General features: G+C 32.1%; 25 protein-coding genes. 7 read left to right on the forward strand and 18 right to left on the reverse strand.

Annotation, left to right across the window (positions count from 1 at the left end; genetic code table 11):
- Nucleotides 1-7: 7 nt before the first annotated feature.
- The 4 genes from BM289_RS24290 to BM289_RS24305 all read right to left on the reverse strand — a co-directional run bounded on the left by BM289_RS24290 (nt 8) and on the right by BM289_RS24305 (nt 3815).
- A complete protein-coding gene (locus tag BM289_RS24290) occupies nt 8-376 on the reverse strand; it encodes a BlaI/MecI/CopY family transcriptional regulator (protein WP_008468912.1) in 369 nt (122 codons plus the stop codon).
- Between the two features lie 28 nt (nt 377-404).
- Nucleotides 405-2057, reverse strand: a complete 1653-nt coding sequence (locus tag BM289_RS24295) for a M56 family metallopeptidase (RefSeq protein WP_091498876.1) — start codon at nt 2055-2057, stop codon at nt 405-407.
- Between the two features lie 6 nt (nt 2058-2063).
- Entirely contained in the window at nt 2064-2432 is a 369-nt protein-coding gene (locus BM289_RS24300; protein ID WP_091498878.1) for a BlaI/MecI/CopY family transcriptional regulator, read from the reverse strand.
- A 165-nt stretch (nt 2433-2597) separates the two neighbouring features.
- Nucleotides 2598-3815: an MDR family MFS transporter gene (locus tag BM289_RS24305; protein WP_091498880.1), complete on the reverse strand. Its 1218-nt coding sequence runs from the start codon at nt 3813-3815 to the stop codon at nt 2598-2600.
- A 99-nt stretch (nt 3816-3914) separates the two neighbouring features.
- Between BM289_RS24305 and BM289_RS24310 the strand changes: the two genes are divergently transcribed.
- The 7 genes from BM289_RS24310 to BM289_RS24340 all read left to right on the forward strand — a co-directional run bounded on the left by BM289_RS24310 (nt 3915) and on the right by BM289_RS24340 (nt 8792).
- Entirely contained in the window at nt 3915-4514 is a 600-nt protein-coding gene (locus BM289_RS24310) for a DUF1684 domain-containing protein (protein WP_091498882.1), read from the forward strand.
- Complete coding sequence (locus tag BM289_RS24315; protein ID WP_091498884.1) at nt 4514-5173, forward strand: TatD family hydrolase; 660 nt, start codon at nt 4514-4516, stop codon at nt 5171-5173. The genes BM289_RS24310 and BM289_RS24315 overlap by 1 nt, the downstream gene beginning before the upstream one ends.
- Nucleotides 5174-5303: 130 nt before the next feature.
- Entirely contained in the window at nt 5304-6017 is a 714-nt protein-coding gene (locus tag BM289_RS24320) for a tRNA threonylcarbamoyladenosine dehydratase (protein WP_091498886.1), read from the forward strand.
- Between the two features lie 126 nt (nt 6018-6143).
- Nucleotides 6144-6806 carry an HAD family hydrolase gene (locus tag BM289_RS24325; protein ID WP_091498888.1) on the forward strand — a complete coding sequence of 221 codons (663 nt, stop codon included), beginning with the start codon at nt 6144-6146 and terminating at the stop codon, nt 6804-6806.
- A gap of 70 nt (nt 6807-6876) precedes the next feature.
- Nucleotides 6877-7719, forward strand: a complete 843-nt coding sequence (locus BM289_RS24330; RefSeq protein ID WP_091498890.1) for a DUF2911 domain-containing protein — start codon at nt 6877-6879, stop codon at nt 7717-7719.
- Between the two features lie 135 nt (nt 7720-7854).
- Entirely contained in the window at nt 7855-8379 is a 525-nt protein-coding gene (locus tag BM289_RS24335; RefSeq protein WP_091498893.1) for a TetR/AcrR family transcriptional regulator, read from the forward strand.
- Nucleotides 8380-8381: 2 nt separating this feature from the next.
- Nucleotides 8382-8792, forward strand: a complete 411-nt coding sequence (locus tag BM289_RS24340) for a nuclear transport factor 2 family protein (RefSeq protein WP_091498896.1) — start codon at nt 8382-8384, stop codon at nt 8790-8792.
- Nucleotides 8793-8796: 4 nt separating this feature from the next.
- Here the strand turns inward: BM289_RS24340 and BM289_RS24345 are convergent, their stop codons facing one another.
- The 14 genes from BM289_RS24345 to BM289_RS24410 form a co-directional block, all read right to left on the reverse strand.
- Nucleotides 8797-9426 carry an MCP four helix bundle domain-containing protein gene (locus BM289_RS24345; RefSeq protein WP_091498897.1) on the reverse strand — a complete coding sequence of 210 codons (630 nt, stop codon included), beginning with the start codon at nt 9424-9426 and terminating at the stop codon, nt 8797-8799.
- 49 nt (nt 9427-9475) lie between these two features.
- On the reverse strand, nt 9476-10078 hold the full coding sequence (locus BM289_RS24350) for a hypothetical protein (RefSeq protein WP_143102126.1): 603 nt from the start codon (nt 10076-10078) through the stop codon (nt 9476-9478).
- Nucleotides 10079-10298: 220 nt separating this feature from the next.
- On the reverse strand, nt 10299-10793 hold the full coding sequence (locus tag BM289_RS24355; protein WP_091498903.1) for a hypothetical protein: 495 nt from the start codon (nt 10791-10793) through the stop codon (nt 10299-10301).
- A gap of 3 nt (nt 10794-10796) precedes the next feature.
- Complete coding sequence (locus BM289_RS24360; RefSeq protein ID WP_091498907.1) at nt 10797-12521, reverse strand: sodium:solute symporter family protein; 1725 nt, start codon at nt 12519-12521, stop codon at nt 10797-10799.
- Nucleotides 12522-12635: 114 nt separating this feature from the next.
- A complete protein-coding gene (locus BM289_RS24365; protein WP_091498911.1) occupies nt 12636-15167 on the reverse strand; it encodes a PIG-L family deacetylase in 2532 nt (843 codons plus the stop codon).
- Nucleotides 15168-15345: 178 nt separating this feature from the next.
- Nucleotides 15346-16971, reverse strand: a complete 1626-nt coding sequence (locus BM289_RS24370) for an LVIVD repeat-containing protein (protein ID WP_091498912.1) — start codon at nt 16969-16971, stop codon at nt 15346-15348.
- A gap of 217 nt (nt 16972-17188) precedes the next feature.
- Entirely contained in the window at nt 17189-17701 is a 513-nt protein-coding gene (locus BM289_RS24375; protein WP_091498914.1) for a hypothetical protein, read from the reverse strand.
- Between the two features lie 187 nt (nt 17702-17888).
- The gene (locus BM289_RS24380; RefSeq protein WP_091498930.1) at nt 17889-19721 is read right to left on the reverse strand and encodes a BamA/TamA family outer membrane protein; all 1833 of its coding nucleotides are present in this window, start codon (nt 19719-19721) and stop codon (nt 17889-17891) included.
- A gap of 79 nt (nt 19722-19800) precedes the next feature.
- A complete protein-coding gene (locus tag BM289_RS24385; protein ID WP_091498931.1) occupies nt 19801-20901 on the reverse strand; it encodes an AI-2E family transporter in 1101 nt (366 codons plus the stop codon).
- Nucleotides 20902-21005: 104 nt separating this feature from the next.
- Nucleotides 21006-21536, reverse strand: coding sequence for a mechanosensitive ion channel domain-containing protein (locus BM289_RS24390; RefSeq protein WP_091498933.1), 531 nt, complete (start codon nt 21534-21536; stop codon nt 21006-21008).
- A gap of 11 nt (nt 21537-21547) precedes the next feature.
- Complete coding sequence (locus BM289_RS24395; RefSeq protein ID WP_091498934.1) at nt 21548-22132, reverse strand: Maf-like protein; 585 nt, start codon at nt 22130-22132, stop codon at nt 21548-21550.
- Nucleotides 22125-23051, reverse strand: a complete 927-nt coding sequence (locus tag BM289_RS24400) for a geranylgeranylglycerol-phosphate geranylgeranyltransferase (protein WP_091498942.1) — start codon at nt 23049-23051, stop codon at nt 22125-22127. Before BM289_RS24400 ends, BM289_RS24395 begins: the two co-directional genes overlap by 8 nt.
- A gap of 103 nt (nt 23052-23154) precedes the next feature.
- A complete protein-coding gene (locus BM289_RS24405) occupies nt 23155-23682 on the reverse strand; it encodes a KdsC family phosphatase (protein WP_091498944.1) in 528 nt (175 codons plus the stop codon).
- Nucleotides 23666-24427: a Rossmann-like and DUF2520 domain-containing protein gene (locus BM289_RS24410; protein ID WP_091498945.1), complete on the reverse strand. Its 762-nt coding sequence runs from the start codon at nt 24425-24427 to the stop codon at nt 23666-23668. The genes BM289_RS24405 and BM289_RS24410 overlap by 17 nt, the downstream gene beginning before the upstream one ends.
- Between the last annotated feature and the right edge of the window lie 131 nt (nt 24428-24558).

A 24558-nucleotide genomic window follows, 5' to 3' on the forward strand; every position in this document is an offset into this window, starting at 1 on the left:
ATATTGATTATTTGCCTTCTTTTGGATTTTCGATCATGTCTAAGATTTCTCGTAATTCGTCTGCTGAAATTTTCTCTTCTTTAGCAAAAAACGATACCATACTTTTGTAAGAACTATTAAAATAGTTGTCAATTGCTGTACTCATAAAACCTTTGCGATAATCTTCGATACTTACTGCTGGATAATATTGATGTGTATTTCCAAAAGCATTGTGCGCAACATAACCTTTCTCTTCCAGATTACGAACTATGGTAGACAAAGTATTGTAATGCGGCTGGTCTTCTAGAATCTCTGCTTGAATTTCTTTTACAAAAGCTTTTTTCAGCTTCCATAAAATATGCATGATTTCTTCTTCTTTATTGGTTAGTTTTTGCATTGTGAATGTCTTAAAAATTAAAAAAGTTTTATCTTTTACTTTCGATTTCAATTACTCCATTTGAGCCTTTTTCGCCATATTTAGCCACAGCTTCGACTCCTTTAAAAACACTTATAGATTCAATATTTTGTGAGTCAATATTTTTTAAGTTAAAAGTAGAAGGCATTTCTTCTCCATCAAAAATTATAAGAGGGTTTCCAGATAAATTATTGTTTTTACCCGAATTTGAAATCGCTACCTTTGTTTTTCCTCCAACAGTAATAACTTTAGTAAGAGTTTTGCTGTCTGAATCTGTTGTTACAACAGTGCTAATATCTGTATTAGTATCACTGTTAGTTTTTGTACTAGTAAAAGAATTAATGTTGACATGAGTATCGGTTTTAGAGTTTGGATTGTTAGTAATGATGATGTGTGAATCAGAAGCCTGATCAGAGTCGGTGTCTGATTTGGTGTTCTTAATTTTTTTGCTCACAGCAACTTTAGAAGTTTTAGAAGTTTTTCCCTCTTCAGAAGTTTGAATCCCTACTTTTTTCTTTCCTTCCTTGTCAGTAATAACCAAAATTCCAAATTCTTCAATGGTTTCGCTTGATGTTTGAATCGATTGTGTTTTTTGATTACCGTTTTTAATATCAATTTTAATTGAAGTCAAATTGTTATGAGAATCTCTCTTAATTTCTGAAGCTTCAAAATCAATATTATGAATTGATTTCAATTTTTCTTTAATTTCCTTTAACTCTGCATCTGTTGAGTTTTTCTTGATTTTGTAAACGTCTACAGATTTAGTTTCTCCTGAAACTTTTACCGTTTGCTGTCTTTCTTTTGCAATTACTTCAACTTGAAATAAAATGACAAAAGCCGCAAGTGCTGGAATTACAACGTAATACTTCCATGAATTCCTTTTTTTTGATTGATTTTTGTTTAACATGACGATTCGTTTTTTGATTAATGATTGATAAAAATGATTGGTGATTGCAACACAGTTTTCATGTGTTGTTATTTTTAAAAGCGTGTATTGATACGCCTTTTTGTCTGATATTTTTTTAGAAGCTTCACTATCTGCAATAAATTCTAAATTTTGACTAATTGCTTTTTTATAAAGCCAAACAATAGGATTAAACCAAAAGATGATACTGAAAAACCTTGAAATCAGCACATCTATAGTATGATTTTGATCGCTGTGAACTTTTTCATGCTCAATGATATTCTCTAATTCAGAAGCGGTGTACAATGATGAGTTGTAAACAATATATTCGAAGTAGGAGAAAGGCGCAATATTTTCTGGAGTATCTATAAATTTAAAATCTGCTTGCTGTTTTACTTTTTTCCCTTTTATGATGGAATTTAGGCTGTAAAAATCAACTGCCAATTTTAGAAGAAAAATAATAAACCCAATAAGGTACAGTCCTAAAATTATCAAACTCCAATTAATGTCTGAAGTCTGCTTTTCCGGAGCTGATAGTAATGCCGATTGGATATTGGTGTTTAAATTGGGAACAGCATCAATCCATATAACCTTTGTATAACTCAATAATGGTAAAATTGATGAGATAATCAAACCAGACAGCAAGAACCATCTGTTGCTGTTAAAAAATGTTTCCCTGCGCAGTAAAAAAAAGTAAACGCAATAAAACAAAAGCATTAAAACAACTGATTTGGCGATATAAATGAAAACTGCTTCCATAGAAAATTATTTTTCTTTGTCCTTATTTTCGATCATTGATAAAATTTCACGCAATTCGTCGGCAGAAATTTTTTCTTCTTTAGCAAAAAATGAAACCATACTTTTATACGAACTGTTAAAGTAATTGTCAATTGCTGTTTTCATAAATCCTTTTCTGTAGTCTTCTATTTTTACAACAGGAAAGTATTGATGTGTATTTCCAAAGGCATTGTGCGATACGTATCCTTTTTCCTCCAAATTACGCACAATAGTAGACAATGTATTGTAATGTGGCTGGTCTTCCGTTATCTCCGCTTGAATTTCTTTTACAAAAGCTTTTTTAAGCTTCCATAAAATCATCATAATTTCTTCTTCTTTGTTGGTTAACTTCTGCATCTTCTCTAATTTTAATTCAAACCTACAACTATTTTTTTAGTTACGCAACTATAAAAATAGTTATTTAACTAAAAATTAAGTTTGGTTTGAATTTTAGATGCTAAAAAACAATTCAAATTTAATTGTAATAAATTGAATTCTAGTAATTTAAAAAGTTAAAAGTTGCTAAGAAGCTTTTTCGGTAATTAAAGTGTTTTTGATCCAAATACAACACCCAGTTGCTATGACACCGATACAAGCCATAAACAACCAGTTGATTTGATAACCAAAACGAGTGATAATTTCAAAGCCTAATTTAGAACTAATAATATGAGCTAAACTGAAACTCATAGTATAAAGCGCCATATATCGGCCTTCTTGTCCGCGTGGTGCACGGCTGAGAGCAAAAGCATTCGAAAAGGGAAAGGTTAGAACTTCGCCAATAGAAATACAAACCATACTCACCACTAATATTCCTGCCCAGAAATTAATTAATAATAAAAAGAAACTCAACGCCATGATAAAAGAACCTACAATAATGATTCTGATTTTTGGATAAGCTTTTCTTTCTAAAAATCCAACTGTAGGCATTTCTAGACTAAAAATTAAAAGTCCATTAAGCGTCATCAGTAATCCTGTTTGGAATTCGCTTAAGCCAAATTTCTCGTTATGATATAAAGGTAAAGTGGTAAACAGTTGAAAGAAAATCATAGCTGTTATAAAACTTACAAACAAGAAAACCCAGAAAATCTTATCATGAAAAACTGATTTTACTTCAACTGCACTTTCGGTTTTATCGCCGTGATCTACCTTTTTCTTTTCTTTAACCAATAATGCAAAAATTGAGATAGAAATGATACAAGAAGCTCCATCAACCCAAAAAAGACCAGAATATCCCATTCCCATAATAATCAAGCCTCCTAAAGCAGGTCCCGCGGCAAAACCTAAATTTACCGCAAGACGCACAAGAGTCAACGCGCGAGTTCTGTTTTCTGGTTTTGCATAAGCGCCTAAAGAGACGAACATGGCCGGCCTAAACATATCTGCAATTGTCATTAATATAAACATGGCAACACATAATGCCCAGAAAGTGGTAATATATTGAACAAAGAAAAGTGAAACTCCGCTGGTAAAAAGACTAAAAATCATGATTTTATAAAATCCAATTTTATCTGAAAGTTTACCGCCAAGCCAGGATCCCAACATCGATCCAAAACCAAACGCAACCATAATCCATCCAACCTGATTGTATGTAAAATGAAGATCTTCTTTTAGATATTTGGATAAAAATGGCAGCACCATTGTTCCTGCACGGTTGATAAATGTAATAGTGGCTAGAATCCAAACTTCTCTTGTAAATCCTCTAAAGTTGTTGATGTAATTGGTAAAAACGTTTTTAAGCATTGTGTGTGATAGGTTATCGTCACAAAGTTAGTAAACTTTGTCTCGTTAAGTGGTTGTTGTTTTGTTACTTTTGAACTATTTTTGCATAAAATTTCTAAGATGAAAACTGTAAACGCCCTGCTTTTATTGTTGGTTTTTAATATTGGGTTTACTCAACAAAAGTTCAATAAAAGCGAAGCCGAAAAATTCCAAAAGAAACTAAATGCGGAATATGCTGATCCTAAGACTAGTCCGTTAATGGATGAAGATTTGAAAACTTTTAAGAGTTTGGATTTTTTTCCTATTTCGGCCACTTATTTTGTAAATGCAACTTTAGTAAAAGCGAAAGGCGGAAAAGTTTTTGTAATGAAAACTTCAGGAACTCGTACTCCAAAATATATAAAATATGGAACTCTAAACTTTAAAATAAACGGAAAACCTTTTCAGCTTGCCGTTTACCAAAGTTTGGATCTTATTGTACAGGAAAAATATAAGAATCATCTTTTTTTACCTTTTTCTGATTTAACGACGGGAAAACAAAGTTATATTGGCGGTCGTTATATTGATTTAGAAATTCCTAAAGGAAATACTATTGCTATTGATTTTAATCAGGCTTATAATCCGTATTGTGCTTACAATTATAAATATTCTTGTCCGCTTGTGCCTTTAGAAAATGATTTAAAAATCGAAATTAAAGCAGGAGTAAAGACTTTTCATTAATGGAATATTTCAATCTTCATACACACCAGTTTACCAATCAGCCTAATGTTTTAGAATTGGTGAATCAATATCCAAAGGATTTTGATGCGTCAATTCCATATTATTCCATCGGAATTCATCCGTGGTATATTGATGAGAACCGAATTGATGAAGATTTAAATAGTATTGAAGAAAAACTCCAAACTCAAAATTGTCTCGCGATAGGAGAATGCGGTTTAGATAAAAGAATTGAAGTATCTCTAGATTTGCAGATTTCTGTTTTCGAAAAGCAATTAGCTTTAGCTGAAAAATTTAATAAACCTGTAGTTATACATTGTGTAGCCGCTTTTCAAGAAGTAATTGAAATTAAGAAAAGATTGAAAATCTCAGTTCCCATGATTATTCATGGTTTTTCAAAGAATATACAAGTTGCGTCCCAATTAATTACCGCGGGATTTTATATTTCTTTCGGAAAGTATTTATTGAAGAATCCAGATTTAAAAACGGTTTTTCAAAGTATTCCAAATGATCGTTTCTTCTTAGAAACGGATACAATGGAAGAGACAATTCAGCAGGTTTACCAGATTGCTTCAGAATACAAAGATTTAGATAATAAAGAATTAGAGAAGATTATTTCAAGTAATTATAGAAGAGTGTTTGTGTCGCAAGAAGTGATATAGCACTTTTTTAAGTTTGTCACCCTGAGCGAAGTCGAAGGGCATTCCAATTGGTGAGGAGTTTGATTTCACTCACGCTGACAAAACTTGAAACTATTTTAAAACAAACAAATAAAAAACAAAACAATACTATATGGCAGAATGGACAGAAAGAGCTGAGCTTTTATTTACAAAAGAAGGATTAGAAAAGTTGCAAAAATCTAATGTTTTGGTGGTAGGATTAGGCGGAGTAGGATCTTTTGCAGCAGAATTTTTAGCAAGAGCAGGAGTAGGAAATATGACAATTGTAGATGGAGACGTTGTAGATATTACAAATATCAACAGACAATTACCCGCTTTGCATTCAACAGTTGGACAGCCAAAAATTAAAATTGTCGGAGATCGTCTAATGGATATTAATCCAGAATTGAATCTAACAAGAGTTCAAGAATTTCTTTCGCCAGAACGTGCTTTCGAAATTGTTTCTCCAGAATTTGACTATGTTTTAGACTGTATTGACAGTATCACTCCAAAATTAAATTTAATTATTGCTGCTAAACGCAAAAGAGTAAAAATCATGAGCAGTATGGGAGCTGGTGGAAAAATGCTGGCTTCAAAAGTAAAAGTAACGGACATTTCGAAAACAATCAACTGTTACTTTTCTAAAACAATTCGCAAGCGCTTAAAAGAAGCCAAAATCAATAAATTAAAAGTGGTTTTTTCTTCTGAAATACAAGATGAAAAAAGCTTAAAATTAACCGACGGTAAAAACTTTAAAAAATCTTTCTACGGGACAAACAGCTATATGCCAGGTTTATTTGGCTTACATGCTGCAGAAACAGTGATTAGACATTTGCTTACTAAATAAAGGTGCTAAGACACTAAGACGCTAAGTTTCTAAGGTTTTTACTTAGTATTTAGAATAACTTTTAAAAAGTCAAAGAAAAAAAACTTATAATCTTAGTATCTCAGAATCTCAGAAACTTAAAAAAAAATGATTAAAACAGTAATTTTTGATATGGATGGTGTTATTGTTGACACAGAACCCGTTCATCGTTATGCTTATTATTTACAATTTTCAGAATTAAATATAGAAGTGCCTGAGGAAATGTACACTTCTTTTACTGGTTTTTCTACCAGAAATACATTTCAGGCATTAAAAGGTTATTTTCCTTCTGTAGAGCAGGAAGTAGAAGATTTGATTCAGCGAAAGCGAAATATTTTCAATGATGCTTTTGACACCAAAGAAGATTTATATCTTTTGGATGGAGTAGAAGATCTTATTAAAGATTTATACCACAACGGAATACAATTGATTTTAGCCTCTTCTGCTTCAAAAGTAACTATCGATCGTGTTTTTACCAGATTTAATCTGCATAAGTATTTTACGGATATAGTAAGCGGTGAAGATTTTCCTCAGTCAAAACCAAATCCGGCGATATTTAATCACGCTGCATCGTTGTCTATTGCGCCAAAAAAAAACTGTATTATAATTGAAGATAGTACAAATGGAATAAAAGCAGCAAAAGCAGCAGGAATTTACTGTGTAGGTTACAGAAGTCAACATTCGAATCTACAAGATTACAGTGAAGCAGACTTAGTTATAGATCATTTTAATGAATTAAATGCGCAAAAAATATCACAGCTTAAAGCCTGAATTATATAAAATTTAACATTTGTTCGGTAATTGAATTTGTAAATTTGAATAAAATAAAAAACGTAAAATAATGAAAAAACTACTTATTGCTTTCGCACTGATTTTAGCGCCATTAGCATCAGAAGCACAAGTAAAAACTCCGCAAGCGAGTCCAAAAGGATATATTAAACAAACTGTTGGTTTAACTGATGTTGAAGTTACTTATTCAAGACCAGGAGCAAGAGGAAGAGCTGTTTTTGGAAATTTAGTTCCTTTTGGAAAATTATGGAGAACAGGAGCGAACGAAAATACAATCATCAATTTTGGTGACGATGTAGTAATCGACGGAAAAACATTAAAAAAAGGAAAATACGCTATTTATACAGTACCTAGAATTGAAAGCTGGGACATTATTTTCTATCTTTCTACAGATAACTGGGGATTACCGGAAAACTGGAATGAAAATTATGTTATTTTAAAAACTACTGTAAAAGAAGATGCTCTTCCAACTCCTGTAGAGACGTTTACAATTGGGATTAATAGTTTAGATCCAAATTTCGGTTATTTAGAAATGGCTTGGGAAAATTCGCATGTAGCTTTAAAATTTGAAGTTCCAACTGCAAAAATTGCAACGGCAAGTATCGATAAAGCTTTAGCTGGTCCAACTTGGAACGATTATTTTGCAGCATCTCAATATTTATTTCAAGCAAACGGAAATATTGAAACTGCGAGAACTTATGTAGACAAAGCTTTAGATATGAGTTCAGAAAAACCATATTATGTTTCTAGATTAAAATCTTTGATTCAAGCAAAACAAGGAGATAAAAAAGGTGCAATCGAAACGGCAAAAGCCTCTCTAGCAGCAGCCGAAGCTGCAAACAATGCAGATTACGTAAAATTGAACAAAGACAGTATCGCTGAGTGGAGTAGATAAGTTCTTAAGTTTTTAATTATAAAATACCAAATTCCAAGGCTTTCGAGTTTTGGAATTTTTTTTCAAAAATAAATAGACAGACCTGTCTGTATGTCTTGAAAATGTTTTACATTTGCAGATATAAATTCTCCAGTTATGTTACCCAAAGAAAGAATATTAGAAAAAACATTCAGTTTGTTCCATGTACAAGGATATAATGCTACAGGCATCAATCAAATTATTGAAGAGGCAAAAGTTGCAAAAGCAAGTTTTTATCAGCATTTTAAATCTAAAGAAGATTTGTGCGTAGCCTTTTTAAATCAGCGTCATTTTTTTTGGTTTGAAGAATTGAAAAAATTTACCAACAAAGAAGAAGAGGTAAAGCTAAAAGTTTTAGCCTCTTTTGATTTCTTAATGTATATGAATAAAAATGAAAATTTTAGAGGTTGCAGTTTTCTGAATATTTTATCAGAAATTCAATCGGATAATACAAAGATTTTGGAAGTAATTCAAAATCATAAAAGTGATTTACGAACGTACTTTAGTGAAATTATAAACAATAATCTTTTAGCAGATCATGTGTATCTACTTTTTGAGAGTTGTATTATAGAAAGTCAACTTTTTAAATCAAATCAGCTTATTTATCAAACAAAGAAAATTATTCAAACTTTAATTTTATAATCATGGAACAGAAATTGCCATTACCGCCTTTCTCTTATGAAACTGCATTAGAGAAAATTCAATTAGCAGAAGATGCTTGGAACAGTCAGGATCCAGAAAGAGTTTCAAAAGCCTATACAATTGACAGTGAGTGGAGGAATAGAAATCAATTTGTAAATGGTAGAGAAGAAATTATACAATTCTTATCGCAAAAATGGAAAAGAGAGAAAAATTACAAACTAAAAAAAGAATATTGGGCGCATACAGAAAATAGAATTGCAGTTCGTTTTGAATATGAATATCAGGATCTAGACGGAAACTGGTTTCGAGCATACGGAAATGAAAACTGGGAATTTGATGCAAATGGACTAATGCAAAAACGATTTGCCAGTATAAATGATCTTTCAATAAAAGAAGAAGATAGAAAATTATAATAAATTAATTTGGGGAGGGCGGTTCAGGAATTTTTACCGTCCTTTTTATTTTCTTTATAATTAACAAATAAAAAGTAATACCGCCCAAAATAATAAGTAAAGCAATCTGAAATTGACCTATGCTGTTATTCTTATTATACATTGCATTGGCAGCGGCCAGTTTTGATTTTCCTTCTTCGATCTGAATATGCGATAAAGATTCTAAAATTTTTAATGCTTGTTCGCTGGAAATTACAATTTTTCTCCAGTCTTCATTTTCGACTTGATTATTGATTTCTTTGCATGAAATTAAAAATTCGTCAAAGTACTGTTTTTCTTTATTTGTTAAAACAGTTTTAGCATACAAATCATCGATATTATGAACGATATCTAGAGTGTGACTAATTTCACTTTTTTTAATATTGTTGCTAAGATTTAGTTTTTCAGCTTCCGCTTTTATAAAATGAAGTTGTTTAGAGTATTGAAAAATATAATGCGCCACAACCAAACGATCCTTATAAATGGCATTAATATTATCATTTACATTTTTGGAATTTTGAAGCGTATTAAAGTTTCCTAATAAAATTAGAAGCATTACAATTAAGAGAACAAAAGCAGCTTTTGTCTTATTGCTGTATTTTTTTAAATCTTTCATAATGCTCGATTTTTAGTAAATAAAAACTAATAGAAGCCAGCTTAAAGCTTTACTGGCTCGAAGTTTTATAAATTAACTCAACACTTTTAATAGAACCAATTGGAGCAATTTTAATATGTTTTTCTCCTTTTGTAACATAAAAATAATATAGGCTGTTTGTTCCAATAAGATTTACTTGCTGTGGTTTTTCATCATTAAAACTGATTTTATAATTGTAATCTAAAGTCCCTTTTTCGAGACGTTGAGAAATAAAATAACCACCAGCCATTCCTGTCCCGATAAAGAATGACATAAGTACAAGCGCTAATGTTTTTAAAGCAATACTATTATAATATCTTTTTTTCTCTTCCAACGAAAAACTTTTGACAGATTTTAGTTCAAACATCTTTTGAACAGTTGGATTATGATCATATTTTACAAGAAGCTTAGGAAGATTATAGTGTCCAATGAATAAAAAAATTATCGTAATTAAAATAATTACATTTGAGGTTAAATAAGCTAATGGACTTATTAAAATATCCATGAAAGTAGAGAATCTCAAAATATTTATTCCTAGCTGGTAATATTGAATGCTATCTTTCAAAATACCCATTATGATGAGAAAGAGATAGCCAAATGGCAACATTTTTTCTAAATCGTCTGAAATTTTCATTAACAACTTTTGGTTTGGTTGAAGGTTGTTTTTGGATAATCTTTTTAAGATTATTTTTCGTGTGACTAAAATAGCATTTTTTACTTACAATTGAAGGAGAATTGTTTTTGGATTTAGTATCATGATTTGAAGGAGCTTATTCCTGCTGTCAGCTATATCTTTTTCTGGCTAAAGGAGCCAGAAAAAGGATGTCGCTTCCATCAGGGCTAGGACATCAGGATTATTTTGAAACAGTTTTGTTGATCAAAGAATGAGTTTGTTTGTTTACAATTTCTGCTGCTTCTCTTAAGTATGGCGGATTTGTGCATTCTCCATAACTAATATAAACGATATGATTATCATCTTCTAGATTTTGATTCTTTTCTTGAGCAGTCAAATAACTATCCATTCCCATAATTAAATATACAGGAGTTCCTTCATTATAAAGTTGAGTCGCAATACCAATTAATCTTTGTTCTGCAGCAAGTTTTATATCATTTTCTTTGTAAGCGTTTAAAAGCATGCATTCAAGAAGTGAACAAAACTTTATTGTTTCACTTTTTAGTGCTGGGTATTTTTCAAATACCTCCGAACCTTGGTTTAGATTTGGAAAGTATTTTACAAAAAGCTGTTCAGAAACAGAAGGATTTCCAACTACATTACTATTGTCATTATTTTGACTTTTTGCATGAAAGCAAAAACAAAAAAACAATATAAATGCTAGTTTGTGAGCCATTTTTTATTCTAAAGCAAGATCATTATCGTTATTTTCTCCTCTGAAAAATAAAAACTGTAGAATCACTGCCAACACAATAGTTAAAATTGCTCCAATGAAATTCAGCCATAAATAACCTAGTTTTTCCTGATTGTAAACCATAAAATAATAAATCACGAAAATGGTAAGCTGGCTGATAATAGCACTGATAAACATTGGTTTTGCCTGAACTCTTTTAGAATAAAAAGCAACTAAAAAGATTCCCAAAACAGTTCCGTAAAAGATAGAACCAATAATGTTTACAAGCTGAATTAGGTTTTCAAACAAAGTTCCAACGCAGGCAAAAAGAATGGCTACAACTCCCCAAAACAACGTGAAAAATTTCGTAGCATTCAAATAATGCTTCTCCGATTTTTCGGTTTTTACATTTCTTTTGTAAATATCGATTGCCGTTGTAGAAGCCAAAGCAGTCAATCCAGAAGCTGTTGATGACATGGCAGCAGAAAGAATTACAGCCAATAATAATCCTATAAGCCCTTTTGGAAGATAATTTAAGATAAAATGAAAAAAGACATAATCTTTGTCATTGGTCTCTGAGTTGCTGTCGGCTTTCAATATAATTTCTTTTGCTTTTTCTCTAAGATCTTTTTCTTTATTAGACAAAGTCACCAATTCTTTACGAAGAATCGGATTATCATAATCTTGGTTCAGCTGATCGATATACAATAAGTTGATTACTTTTTTGTCTTCTGAAAGTTTTACTAATTTTTGTTCTAAAACATGATATTCTTCCTTGAAAGCTGATTTTTCAATAGTTGTTTTATTATTCGGATTGAAATTCAACGGTACAGGATTGAACTGAAAAAATACAAATACCATAACTCCAGTTAAAAGAATAAAAAACTGCATTGGAACTTTTAGCAGACCGTTCATGATTAATCCCATCTGACTCTCGCGCACTGATTTTCCAGACAAATAACGTCCAACCTGTGACTGATCGGTTCCAAAATAAGCAAGGGCTAAAAAGAAACCTCCTGTAATACCGCTCCAAATGGTGTATTTTTCTTCGGGATCAAAAGAGAAATCTACTATATTCATTTTATCATTTGCTCCAGCAATATGAAGCGCGCTGTTAAAAGTCATGTCATTTGGAAGATAATGAAGAATCAAAAAGAAGGTAATAAACATTCCAGACATGATTACAAACATTTGTTGTTTCTGTGTAACGTTTACGGCTTTCGTTCCTCCCGAAAAGGTATAAATAATTACCATTACACCAATTATAATGTTCATTATTGTTAAGTTCCAGCCTAATAAAGCAGATAAAATAATTGCTGGTGCATAAATAGTTAATCCCGTTCCTAAACCTCTTTGCACCAAGAACAAAATGGCGGCCAGAGAACGTGTTTTAACATCAAACCTTCTTTCGAGAAATTCGTAAGCGGTAAAAACTTTGCTCTTATGATAAAGCGGAATAAAAGTCAAACAAATCACAACCATAGCAATTGGCAATCCGAAATAGAATTGCACAAAACCCATTCCGTCATGATAAGCTTGTCCTGGCGTTGATAGAAAGGTAATTGCGCTGGCCTGAGTAGCCATTACAGAAAGACCGACAGTATACCAAGGTGTTTCGTTGTTTCCTAAGATAAAATCTTCAACGTTTTTACTTCCTCTGGTTTTCCACGAGCCGTATCCAACAATAAATAGTAAGGTTACAATAAGTACGATCCAGTCAAATAGCTGCATAGGTTATGAGTATAATTGCATGATTAAAAAGAAAATAGCAATGTAAATTGCATTAGCTACCAAAACATAAGTATAGCTTTTTTTCCATTTTTTTTGTTTTTTAGCTTCCATATTTTATTGCTTTATATCTTGTTTTGGGGTTTCAAGAGGTTGTTTTAGCGAAATAATATTAGATAATAATCTATAAGCTCCAGAAACTCCTTCTGGTAATTCTCTAAAGAAACTCAAACCGGTGTAAATATAATATCCTTTTCCGTAAGGAGCCACTAATAAAGCACCATCTTTAGCCGATTCTCCTTTGTCATGAGACGAAATAATAGGTGTGAAGGCAGGATCATATTCATTTGGATAATACAAACCTTGTTCTTGTGTCCAGCCTTCAAAATCTTTCGCACTGATTTTGTTTGGCGTATTTAATACAGGATGATTTGGCGCCAAGAAAGTGATTTTTGCATTTTCTTCGGTTACACGATCGTTAGATAATTTTAATGAATAAGGCGCAATTTTATCTGTAACTAGTTTTCCGTTTGTATTATATTGTACAATCATATTTTTACCGCCTTTTACAAAATTAAAAAGGATACTTTGTTTATTGGCAAGAGCATTTACGGTATTATAAGCACGAACTCCTGTAATCACAGTGCTGAATGAATCTAATTTTTCAGGCGTAATTTCTTCGGGTTTTAAAATTGAAACCTTGTATCCCATTTGTTTTAAACTTTCAGGAACTTCGTCGCCGGCGCCCATAATGTAGGCAATCGCATCACCCGAAGTTTTTAGGTCAATTCTAATGCATTTTGATTCAGCTGGTTTTAAAACCATTTGTTTGGTAATGTGAGGAAAATCAATAATCGTCTGATCTTTATCAAAACGTTTGCCGTCAACCGTTGCAATACTTTTAGCCGTAACTTCTTCTGGATTAACGGGCGGTGTTACTTCAAAATAAAAAACCTGCTCATTTCCTTTTTTGTCCAAAGTAAACGGAATTTCTTTTGGAGATACATTCCAGCTTTTAGGTAAATCCAGTTGTAGATTTCCTACTACATTATCTTTTCCTGCACGAACTTTTACTGGAATCATTTTGCTTTTAGTGTCTCTAAAAATCAAAACTCTTTCTAAAATTGAAGTGGTAACTTCTGGCACTATATCAAGAAAATTATACATTTCTCCTTTAACGCCGTCATTGTATTTGTAAACGACTGTTCGTTCAAATGGAATCTCAATACCGCCGATTTTTACATTAAAAACAACTTTAGTATCTCTAATAATATCTGGAATTCCAATAATTTCTTGGTTTGAAACAGTGTACATTCCAACTGTTGCTTTTTCTTTTAACCAATACGGTTGTGTATATTCGATATTGTTTGGAAGCTGCAATTGAAGGTTGATCTTTTGATCACTGTTATTTTTTAAAACGCTATTTTGAACAGTAGTTTTATTGTCTGGCAACGTTGTAATACTAACTAATTGCATATCAACAGAACATCTATTAATAGCTTCAAGAGTTAGTTTAAGAATGCTTCCAGGAGTTGCTTCTTGCTCGTTTGAGACCGCTTCAAGATATAAACCAGAACATGACGCAATGATGCTTTTGATTGCTTCGGATTTGATTGTTCTCCAATGGGTATCTTCTAAAGCCTCTATCATCGAATAGGCTTTAACTAAATCCGGAATACTTGCAGATGGATTACTGAAGTTATAGTTTGAAATGATAGAGGAAATTAAATCACCAATTGGTTTTCCGTTTTTGACACGATTCCAGCTGGTATCAATTCCGTCAAACAAATTATCACGGTCTTTTGGTGTTTCTCCATTAATCAACTCTAAATATTCTGTTTCATCGCCACGAACTCCTGTACTTCCAAAACCTTGTGATTGATGACGACTTCGGCTTAAAGCGGCGATTTCCTGATTCGATTTTCCAATTCCAGTGTAATAAACACCCGTTTCTAATTTGGTGAATTTTGATTTATTGGCAGCATCAAATTTTTCCTGGCTGCCATAAAACCACCAAGACGGATTAAAAAATTGTCTTTTTACCTGCCAAGGTGTTACGTATTTCAATTGTTCCGGATAAACTTTTGGATCGTTTGTTAATTTAAAACTTTCAACACTCAGCATTGCAGAAGAGGTGTGGTGTCCGTGCGTTGTGCCCGGTGAACGATGATCAAATCTATTAATAATAATATCCGGCTGGAATTTTCTGATGGTCCAAACCACATCGGCCAGTACTTTATCTTTGTCCCAAATGTCTAAGGTTTCATTTGGGTTTTTCGAAAAACCAAAATCATTGGCACGAGAGAAAAACTGCTCTCCGCCATCTATTTTTCTAGCTTCAATTAATTCTTGAGTTCTAATTACTCCAAGCAATTCACGTAATTGCGATCCAATTAAATTCTGACCACCATCCCCACGAGTTAAAGACAAATAACCTGTTCTAGCATTCATATCATTGGCCAAATACGAAATCATTCTAGTATTTTCATCATCAGGATGTGCAGCAAGATATAATACTGAACCTAAAAAGTTTAGTTTTTTGATTTGATTATAAATTTCAACTGAATTTGGTTTTTGTGGCTGCTGTGCAAACGAAATCTGAAAACCTAGAAAAAATAAAAGAAAGATTTGAACCTGTATTTTTCGCATGATTAAAAGTTAGGTGTTTTTAGAATTGTCCCAAAAATACTAATTATTTTATGGAAGATTATTTAAATGAAATGTTAACGAACAATAATTGTACCTTAAATGGAATGAAATAAATAAAAAAACCGTCAGATGTGTTCTGACGGCTCTTTTGTATTTCGATTTTGAAATAAACGAAATGTTATTTTAATTTATTCTCAGTGTCCTTGTAAGTTCCAGTAATCGTAACGCCACTATTTTTGGTTACTTTACCGTATATTGTAATTGAAGAATCGTTACCAATAAAGTTGATTTTAGCGCCACTGTTTAATAGCAAATCTCCCCAGATTATAACAGAACCTTCTACTTGTAGTGTTGCATTACTGTTAATAATTAGTTGCGTTGGGTTTGATTGTTGATATTTACCTTGTGCTAAACTTCCTTTCATGTTAAATGTTCCACCGCTGTTTAAGGTTAAACCATTTTGAATTGAGATAGAACCACAGTGTGTTAATATTGCATTAGAATTTATTATAGCCGAATTAATAGCTGTTGAACCTTGGTACGATTTAATATCGTTTGAATTTAAAATTAAATCTTTTCCTTGATTGTAAACCGGATATGAAGAACAGCTTGCAAATGTAGTATTTGGTTTTTCCATCTTAATGATTTTTAAACCGCCTGTTCCGCTGGCAACATAAATATAATTACCGCTAGATTTTACATAGTTTGATGAACCAGCAATTCCTAAAGAACCCAATAAACTAAGTTGTGTTCCAGACTGATAAACATTTAATCCTAATGCTCCATTGGCAAGGAATGCATAGCCGTCGTTTACAGAAACTGCATTAGTGACATTATCTTCAGCTGCAGTTGGTATTGCAACAGTCTGCAATTTTGAACCACTGTTAATATCATAAACACCAAGACCATTTGGTCCTTCAGAAACTAAAAGTTTTGTTCCGTCAATATCAATTGTTCTTTTTGCACCGCTTACATCTGTAGAAGTTGTAAAGCTTTTTTGCAAAGCAAGCGTAGATTGATTGTAAACATTCACTCCTTTAGTACCGCTTAAAGTAACCACTTTATCAGAAGTTAAAGCGATAGAACGTAAATCAGCTACAGCAACTTTGCCTGTTATGGCTTTTGTTGAAGCGCTCATTTTGAATAAACTACCATTATCTCCAGTAACTGCAAAATAATCATTAGTATTAGCAGCTACATCTGTAGTAACTCTGCTTTCTAAGTAATTAGCAGTAGTTTTATCAGTAAGAAGTCCAGCACTTAAAGGCATATTGTAAACAACCGCTGGATTATTTTTAAGCAAAGGATCTTTATCAATATCTTTTGCCGCTCCAATAATTAAGTTTCCATTTGTATAAGTAAGAGAAGTAATATCAGTATTTGGAATCAAAGCAGAGGTAACCAATTTAGGTTTGTAAGGATCTGTAACATCAATAACGTCAATTGCTCCAGAATAAACATCACCACGGGTGATATAAGAAACATAAGCGTAGTTTCCATTTACTGTAACATGACTGGCTTGTAAAGTTCTTCCATTGGCGTCAACTGGAGGTTTTACCTCGGCAATCTGCACAAGTGGAAAATTGGTCACAGTATTCTCTGCAGATTTTCCTACTAGAGAACTATTTTCGATTGAAATTACTCCAGAATTGGTGTAGTCAAGTCTCTGGCTTAAGGTATTTTGATCAGAATTAATCGTAATGTTGTCCAACGATTGATTGTTGTTTTTGTTGTCATCGTTACTGTCACAGCCTATTAATAGGGACATTGCTAAAAATGAAAGCAAATAAACATTCTTTTTCATAATGATGCGATTTGAGTTTTAGAAATTTGGTGCAAATATATATTATAATCACATTAAACAAAGGTTAATTTTTAAAACAAGCTAATTTAAACGCTTGTTTAATAGTGATTTATATTAAATTTACAATCTTTTGAAAAAATATCAAAACAAAAAAAGCAAAAAAAGAGAGTATCATTTTTGTGATACTCTCTTATGTTGAAAATTCGTGGTTTAGCAATTATCTTCTACCACGTCCGTGATCTCGGTCATCGTGGTGATGGTGATCATCGTGTCTATCATGGTGTTTGTCGTGTTTGTCATGTTTGTCATAACGTTTGTAATCTCTACGGTCATTATAGCCATATACAGGTCTTGGTTTGTAAGGTCTTTGAGGCGCTCCGTGGTATCCTTTGTAGTATTTTACTTTATGACGATCAAAGTAAACATAAGGGGTTCTACCGTGGTAATCTGTCAAAACTACTTTATAGCCTCCATACAAATCATAATTTCTATATTGTCTTGGCAAGTAAGTTGTTCTTACCCATTTTCCTCTTCCATAATATATAAATTGTGCTGCACGTACATCGTAGTAAGCTTGAATATCTGGAAGGTAATAATATTCCATTTCGGTATATCCTGCAGGCCCCCAAGCTGGAGGAGTTCCTATATTAACGTTTATCGATACTTGGGCTTGCGTGGCATTTGCAACCATTAGAAATAATCCGGCGATTGCTAATTTTATCGTTTTCATCTTTTTTATTTTTTTAATGTTAATCTTATTTAGGGATATTCATATACTGTGCCAAAAAAAATGAATATGTATTTTGTCGAGTAAAAAATGTATTTCGTCGAATTTTTTTTGGATTTGTTTAACGTGTAAGAAGCTGATTTTAAGCTGGTTTTTGTTGGCTAGTATTTTTTCAAAAAAAAGATAAAAATTATCTGTAATCGACAACTCGTGGTTTAGCAAGTTCAAAACTTTGAAGACCATAATCTGTAGTTTCAAAAGTATTTGTTTTAAATACATTATCACCTTGCAAAGGAATACTTGGATAATAAGAAATAGAAAGCTGAAATGAACTAAAAACCAAGTAGTCATTACTTACCAGTAAACCTAAAGTTATTTTAGAATATGGTTTGCTTTTTGTCATGGCAACTTCTGGACTACCTAAAACAGCAACCGAATAATTAAAGAAAGGATTTAAACGAAATCCCCATAATGCATGAGGCGAATACGTTTGTGTTTGAAGTGATAATAAAGCTTTACTGGTCCCATACAATGCTGTATTAAAACCGGCTAAGCCATTTATCTCATTAATATTTAACTCATCCCCAATAATATTATCACGATTAACTCCAATTACAACTCTTGGATTTACGAATTGTCTTAATTTCCATTTTCCAATACTATATAATTTTGTAAAATAGTTAGATTCGAACAAGAAAGCAGTTTGATACGTTTTGGATTGATGAAAATAAGTTCCAGCCTCAAAATTCATACTCAGAAAACCTAACCGATAATAATTTCCAAACGAAAACTGTGCACCAACATAAGGTCTCCAAAAAGTATTTTTATATTGATAGCCAAAGGTTACACCATATATTCTTCCAATCGGAACGTCTTCTGTCTGGCCGTTTCGAAAAATATAACTGTCTTTGATAAATTTTCGCGTATTCAATCCGATCCCGCTGAGAATTAGTTTTTCATCAGAATAAAAATGATCTGGGTCATACACTTCAGTTGGTGTTTCAGTGAAATTTTTATTTAAAAATCTAGCAGTAGTAATAAGATTAGTTATGGCTTTTTTTTCGTCTTCAAAAACTTTAAAAGCATGTCCAGCCCAAACATCCTGTGATTTATACTTTACAGATTGATATGCATAAGAAAGATCTGGTGCCTGAAGTGTATCTCTTCGGTAAAATTCATCAACATACACGCCACCAGCCCATTTTGTCAGAGGAGAGTAAAAGTCTCTCTCCACATCTATACTTTTAATATAGTTATTGTCTAAGTCCATTTTATAATGAAGAACGGTTCCTATATACGTGTTTTTGATGTTTGGAACAGTATAAGTCGCTTCATTGGCATTACGACCATCATCAAAGCGATTGGTGTAACGATATTCTAACTGCTGTCCAGAACCAAAGAAATCTTTTTCTTTAAACCCAATCGACATTTGACTGCTAGAAATTGAAAATCTTGGAATAGTACTCCAGGAATCTAAAACACGTATAGTGACATCAACAGAATCTGAAGCTTGACCAACAGATTGATTGGAAATTCGAACTGCCGTTACATAACGTTGCGCACGTATTAAACGCTCACTTTCCAGAACTTTATACGTATTATACGGTGTGTTTTTCTTAAATAGTAATAAGTTCTTTATTGCTATTTTTTTTGTTTTTAAGTGAAGTCTGTTTCCCATTCGCTCACCCCAATTTTTGGGCATTTGTGTAGTATCTGCCACAGAATGCCCAAAAGGATCTAAAGTGATAATGTTTATATTACGAATAATTTTGCCATCGTAATGAGTAGAATCTATTGGTACAAGTAACTCTTGCTTTTTCTTTGGCTTTTTAGATTTAAAAAACAATTTATGCATCATCTGCGTAAATTTATTTTTCTTAGAATAATTTCGAATTTTGGTATAGATTTCAGTAGTGTCTTTCTGGGTTCTAGGTTCTTTTTTCGTTTTATCTACCTGAGCATATCCACTTTGTAAACAAAAGCAAAGCAAAATAAAAAATAGTATTTTTTTATCTAAAGACATTCGGTAGTTTTCTTCTAATAGTTTTATTATTTATGAATGTAAGGAATAAATGGGAGGTTTTTATAGTATAACGTCCTTTTTAATTTTCTGTTGCAATTTTTTGTTTACGCCATGTAAATTTTCGTGGCACATGATTTCCCATAAGATAACCCCAAGGAGCAAGAGGATCTATTCGATCGAAAATAATTTTTAAAATTGCCAAAAGCGGAATTGCCAAAAACATTCCTGAAATTCCTGCTGCCGCACCGCCGACAATAATTCCCATAATAGATACAAAAGCATTGATTTCTACTTTAGAATTGATAATCAATGGTACTAAAAGATTATTGTCTATAAACTGGACAATTATATTTACGATGAGAATTCCTAAGATGATTGAAAATTCAGCCGAACCGGTTAACGAAGCTAAAACAGTGATAATTCCGGCAACCAAAATTCCGATATATGGAATCAGGTTTAAGATTCCTGTAATTAATCCCAATAAAATAAAATATTTAATACCAATAATCCACAATCCGATACTAGTTAAAACCGAAACAACAATCATTTCTATTATTAAACTGACGATATAATTGTTAATCGAAACTTTGATTTGAGAAAGTATATCTTTTAAAACCGCATGATTCTCCTGACGGATTAATTTGGCTAAAAACAATTTAAAATGCTCTTTATAAATTAAGAATAGAAACGTATAAATAATTATAATAGTACTATCTAAGAGAACATCACTCATTGATATTATAAAGGAACCCAGTTTTGCCTGTCCGTTTTTTACAGAATCCTGCGTAACCGAATCCAGATATTTTTTCTGATCACCAATACTTACTTCGAAATTTTCTCTTATAAACTTATGAATTTCAAGAATAAATGAATTGGCATTTTTCTTTATGGTATCAAAATCATTGGCAATGTAAGTGACCTGATAGGAAATGAAAACCAAAATTCCGACTATAAAAGAAAGAAAAATAAGAAGACAAACTATTGCCGCGAGATGTCTTGGAAATTTTAGCTTTTTATTAAAGAAAGAGAAAATAGGAAGTAATAAAACAGCAAATAGAAAAGCAAGTAAAACGGGTGTAATAATATTTTTTCCAGTGCAAAATATAAAGGCAAAACAAATTAAAGTAATTAGTATAAAAGCGAGTTTTGCGTAAAAAGGTAAAGTTATTGGCCGAGTCATTATGTTTTAGAATTAAGCTGAATTTGTAAAACAAATATTATACTTTATTTGTCCGTTTTCGTTCCAGCTTTTTGACTTGGTGTTATAAAATTCCCATTCAAATTTTAGTCGAAAAATTCTCTTTCCTCATATTTGGCAGGTATTATTGAAATTCCTTTTTGAAGCAATAAATTGTTTGGGAAAACAATTTTTTCTCCTTCTTTAGTTTTTAAACTTACATGAAAAGTATTGATATCTTCAATTTCTGCTTCGATTGGAAAATCTTTATCGTGTATCTTGATAGTATCTCCAATCCTAAATGGAAAAGAAAAAAATAAGACCATTCCAGAAGTAATATTGCTCAAGATAGACCATTGTGCAAACATAGCAACACCAATTACGGTTGCTATAGAAGAAATGGTAACAAAAATGTCATCAGTCTGCACTCCCCAAATTACAATTAAACTAATGGTCATCAATATATTCATCAAAATATTGATGTATTTGATAACTAGATTGGTACGATGTTCAAATAACTGACTCGAAGCAGCAAAATTTTTGACTAGTTTTGCAATTACCATTCTAAGAATTATAAATACTAAAATGAGAATTATCGTGGCAAATATTTCGCGGCTATATTCTTTAAAGGAAAACATAAATAAAATTTTTACACTAATGTAGTCAAAAATTCGTAGACTTTTGCTGTCGGAAGTCCCATAACATTGGTATAAGAGCCTTCAACTTTTGCAACTGCCATAAAACCAAACCATTCCTGAATTCCATAAGCACCCGCTTTATCATAAGGTTTATAATTTTCTATATAATATGAAATAGCTTCGTCAGACAAATCATTAAAAGTTACTTTGGTAATATCATGCAGTAGAGTAGAAGAGTGGTTCGTTTTAAAACAAACCGAAGTAATCACTTCATGAGTCGTATTAGACATTGATTTTATCATCTTGAAAGCTTCTTCAGCATTTTTAGGCTTTCCTAAAGCTTTGTTCTGATGCCATACGATTGTATCACTCGTAACTAGAATTTCATTTTCCTTTAATTCTCCTTCAAACGCTTTGGCTTTCAGTTCTGCAAGATAATCGGTAATTTCAGCCGCTTCTAATTCTGGCGGATAAATCTCTTCAACATCTTTTAAACGAATTTCAAAATCAAGATCTAAATCTTTAAAAAACTGCTGTCTTCTAGGTGATCCCGAAGCTAAAATGATTTTATATTTCTTTAATTTTTCTTTAAGCATTGTATTTGATGTTTAAGGCAATAACCAAGATTGATAAAATTCCGAAGAATAAAATTAATTTCAAGATAGTGCTCAGATGATGAAAATCCTTTTGGGATTTGGCATCAAAGATTTTTACTATAAAATATAATAAAGGCGCCAAAACTGTGGCAAAAGCATAAAAAACAGCTATGTAAAGTTTGTTTTCCATGAAATAAGTATTGACATAAAGAGCCGATAAAACAAACGGAATTATAGCAAATCCCAAAGCAATTTTTGCAGCTCTGCTAACACCAATGGCAATTGGTAAAGTATTCATTCCTTGATTGTAATCTCCATTTACATCTTCAATATCTTTAACTATTTCTCGAATAAAATTAATCATAAAAGCAAACAAAGCATAATCAATTAAAATTGAAAAAAGGCTAGCCATTTGCGCCTGATTCTCAGCTGTTGTCGCAGGAAAAATGTCGAAAACTCCAATAATCAGTACACTAATTGCAAGAAGCAACGCCACAACAAAATTTCCTAAAATCATGATTTGTTTTAAGGTAGTAGCATAAAAATACAGTAAAGTTGCAATGAGAATAAAAAGTGATGCAAAAGAGGGTTTCAGAATAATATTAGATAAAATAAAACCAATAGCAACTCCCGAAATATTTAAGCCAATATAAATGTTATAAGCAGCAGTTTCGGTTATTCCTTTTCCAACAACAACATCATTTGGTTTGTTGATACTGTCTGTTGCCACATCATAAATATTATTAATAACATAACCTGCAGCAGCCAATAAAACTGTGCTTAAAACTAATAATCCGTATTGCCAATCTGATAAAGCAAGCGGAATATTTTGCTGTTTTAGAAAAGCATAACGGAAAAGAAGCTGCATAAAAGCCAGCATTAATAAATTTTTATAGCGAATAAGTTTTAGGAATTTCATTTTCTTTTAAGTTGCAAAGGTTCTGAGTGGCTATCCAAATAGCTATCGAGATTAAAATACTGAGTTTTTTATTAACTGAAAACTGTCACTGTGACTGAAAACTTTAATCATGTTTTCCATTAAAATACTCCATCCATTTTCCTTGTACTTTCATCACTTGTTCGATAACGTCTCTTGCCGCGCCACGTCCTCCTTTTACATGAGAAATGTAACGGCAGATATTTTTGATTTCCGGAGTAGAATCCTGTGGACACGTTGGAAGACCTACTAATTTCATAACATGAAAATCAGGAATATCATCTCCCATATATAGCACATTTTCGTGCTTTATATTATTGATTTCAGTATAATCGTTAAATGTTTTTACTTTGTCAGGAGTTCCTAAATGAATGTCTTTTACACCCAAATTTTGAAGACGAATACGAACACCTTCGTTGCTTCCGCCAGAAATAATACATACGTTATAACCACTTTCGATTGCCGCTTTTAAAGCAAAGCCATCACGAATATTCATTGTTCGTAACATTTCGCCTTCGTTGGTTACAAAAACAGAACTGTCTGTTAATACGCCGTCTACATCAAAAACAAATGTTGTGATGTCATTCATTATTTCTTTATAACTTTTTGCCATTATGCTGTATAGATTGTGTTAGGATTTTATAGATATTTTTTTTGTTTTCGTCTTGTAAAAAAGCCATATGAACTTCTATGGTGTTCGAATCATGACGTATCGCAGGACCAGTCTGAGCATCAATCGGATTTAATGTATTGATTTTGTCAGCAGTTTCTTGAATAAGTGGCCTTAGAATTGCAAATGGCAACTGATTTTCTTCACAAACTTCTTGTCCCAAATAATACAAATGATTCGTAAAGTTGCTGACAAAAACAGCCGCAACATGAAGCGCTTTACGTTGTTCGGAATTTACAGAATGTACTGTTGTGGAAATGCTTTTAGCAATGGATTCCAATAACTTAAAATCGGCTGTGTTTTCGGCTTCCAGACAAAATGGAATAATCGAATAATCAATAGCTTTATTTTTTGAAAATGTTTGAAGCGGATAAAAAACACCACGTCGATTCTTAGGATTTAAAAGCTCAATTGAAGAGGTTCCTGAAGTATGAACCACAAATTGATTATTAAAAGGAAGCTGTTCTGAAACTTCAGAAATGGCATTGTCTGAAACAGCAATTATGTGTAAATCTGCAGGCTGGATATCATTATAATCCGTAACAATTTTTTCATAGTCAACTAAATTTAGCAATGTTTCCTTCTTTCGGGAGAAAACCTGTTTAATTTCAACGGTTTTACTTCCATCAAAAGCTTTTATCAAATGCTGTGCAACATTTCCGGAACCAATAATTGTTATCTGAATCATAAAAGCAAAATTAGTATTATTTTTTATAAAGATAATTTGTAACGAAAAGTTTTGATTCACATTGTAGAGATTATAATTTTTTTGCTTCTGAAATTCTTTTTGTAATTATCAAAATGAAAACAGAAAAGCGT

Origin of the sequence: Flavobacterium phragmitis, assembly GCF_900112575.1 — a bacterium.
In the GTDB taxonomy this organism is placed as follows: domain Bacteria; phylum Bacteroidota; class Bacteroidia; order Flavobacteriales; family Flavobacteriaceae; genus Flavobacterium; species Flavobacterium phragmitis.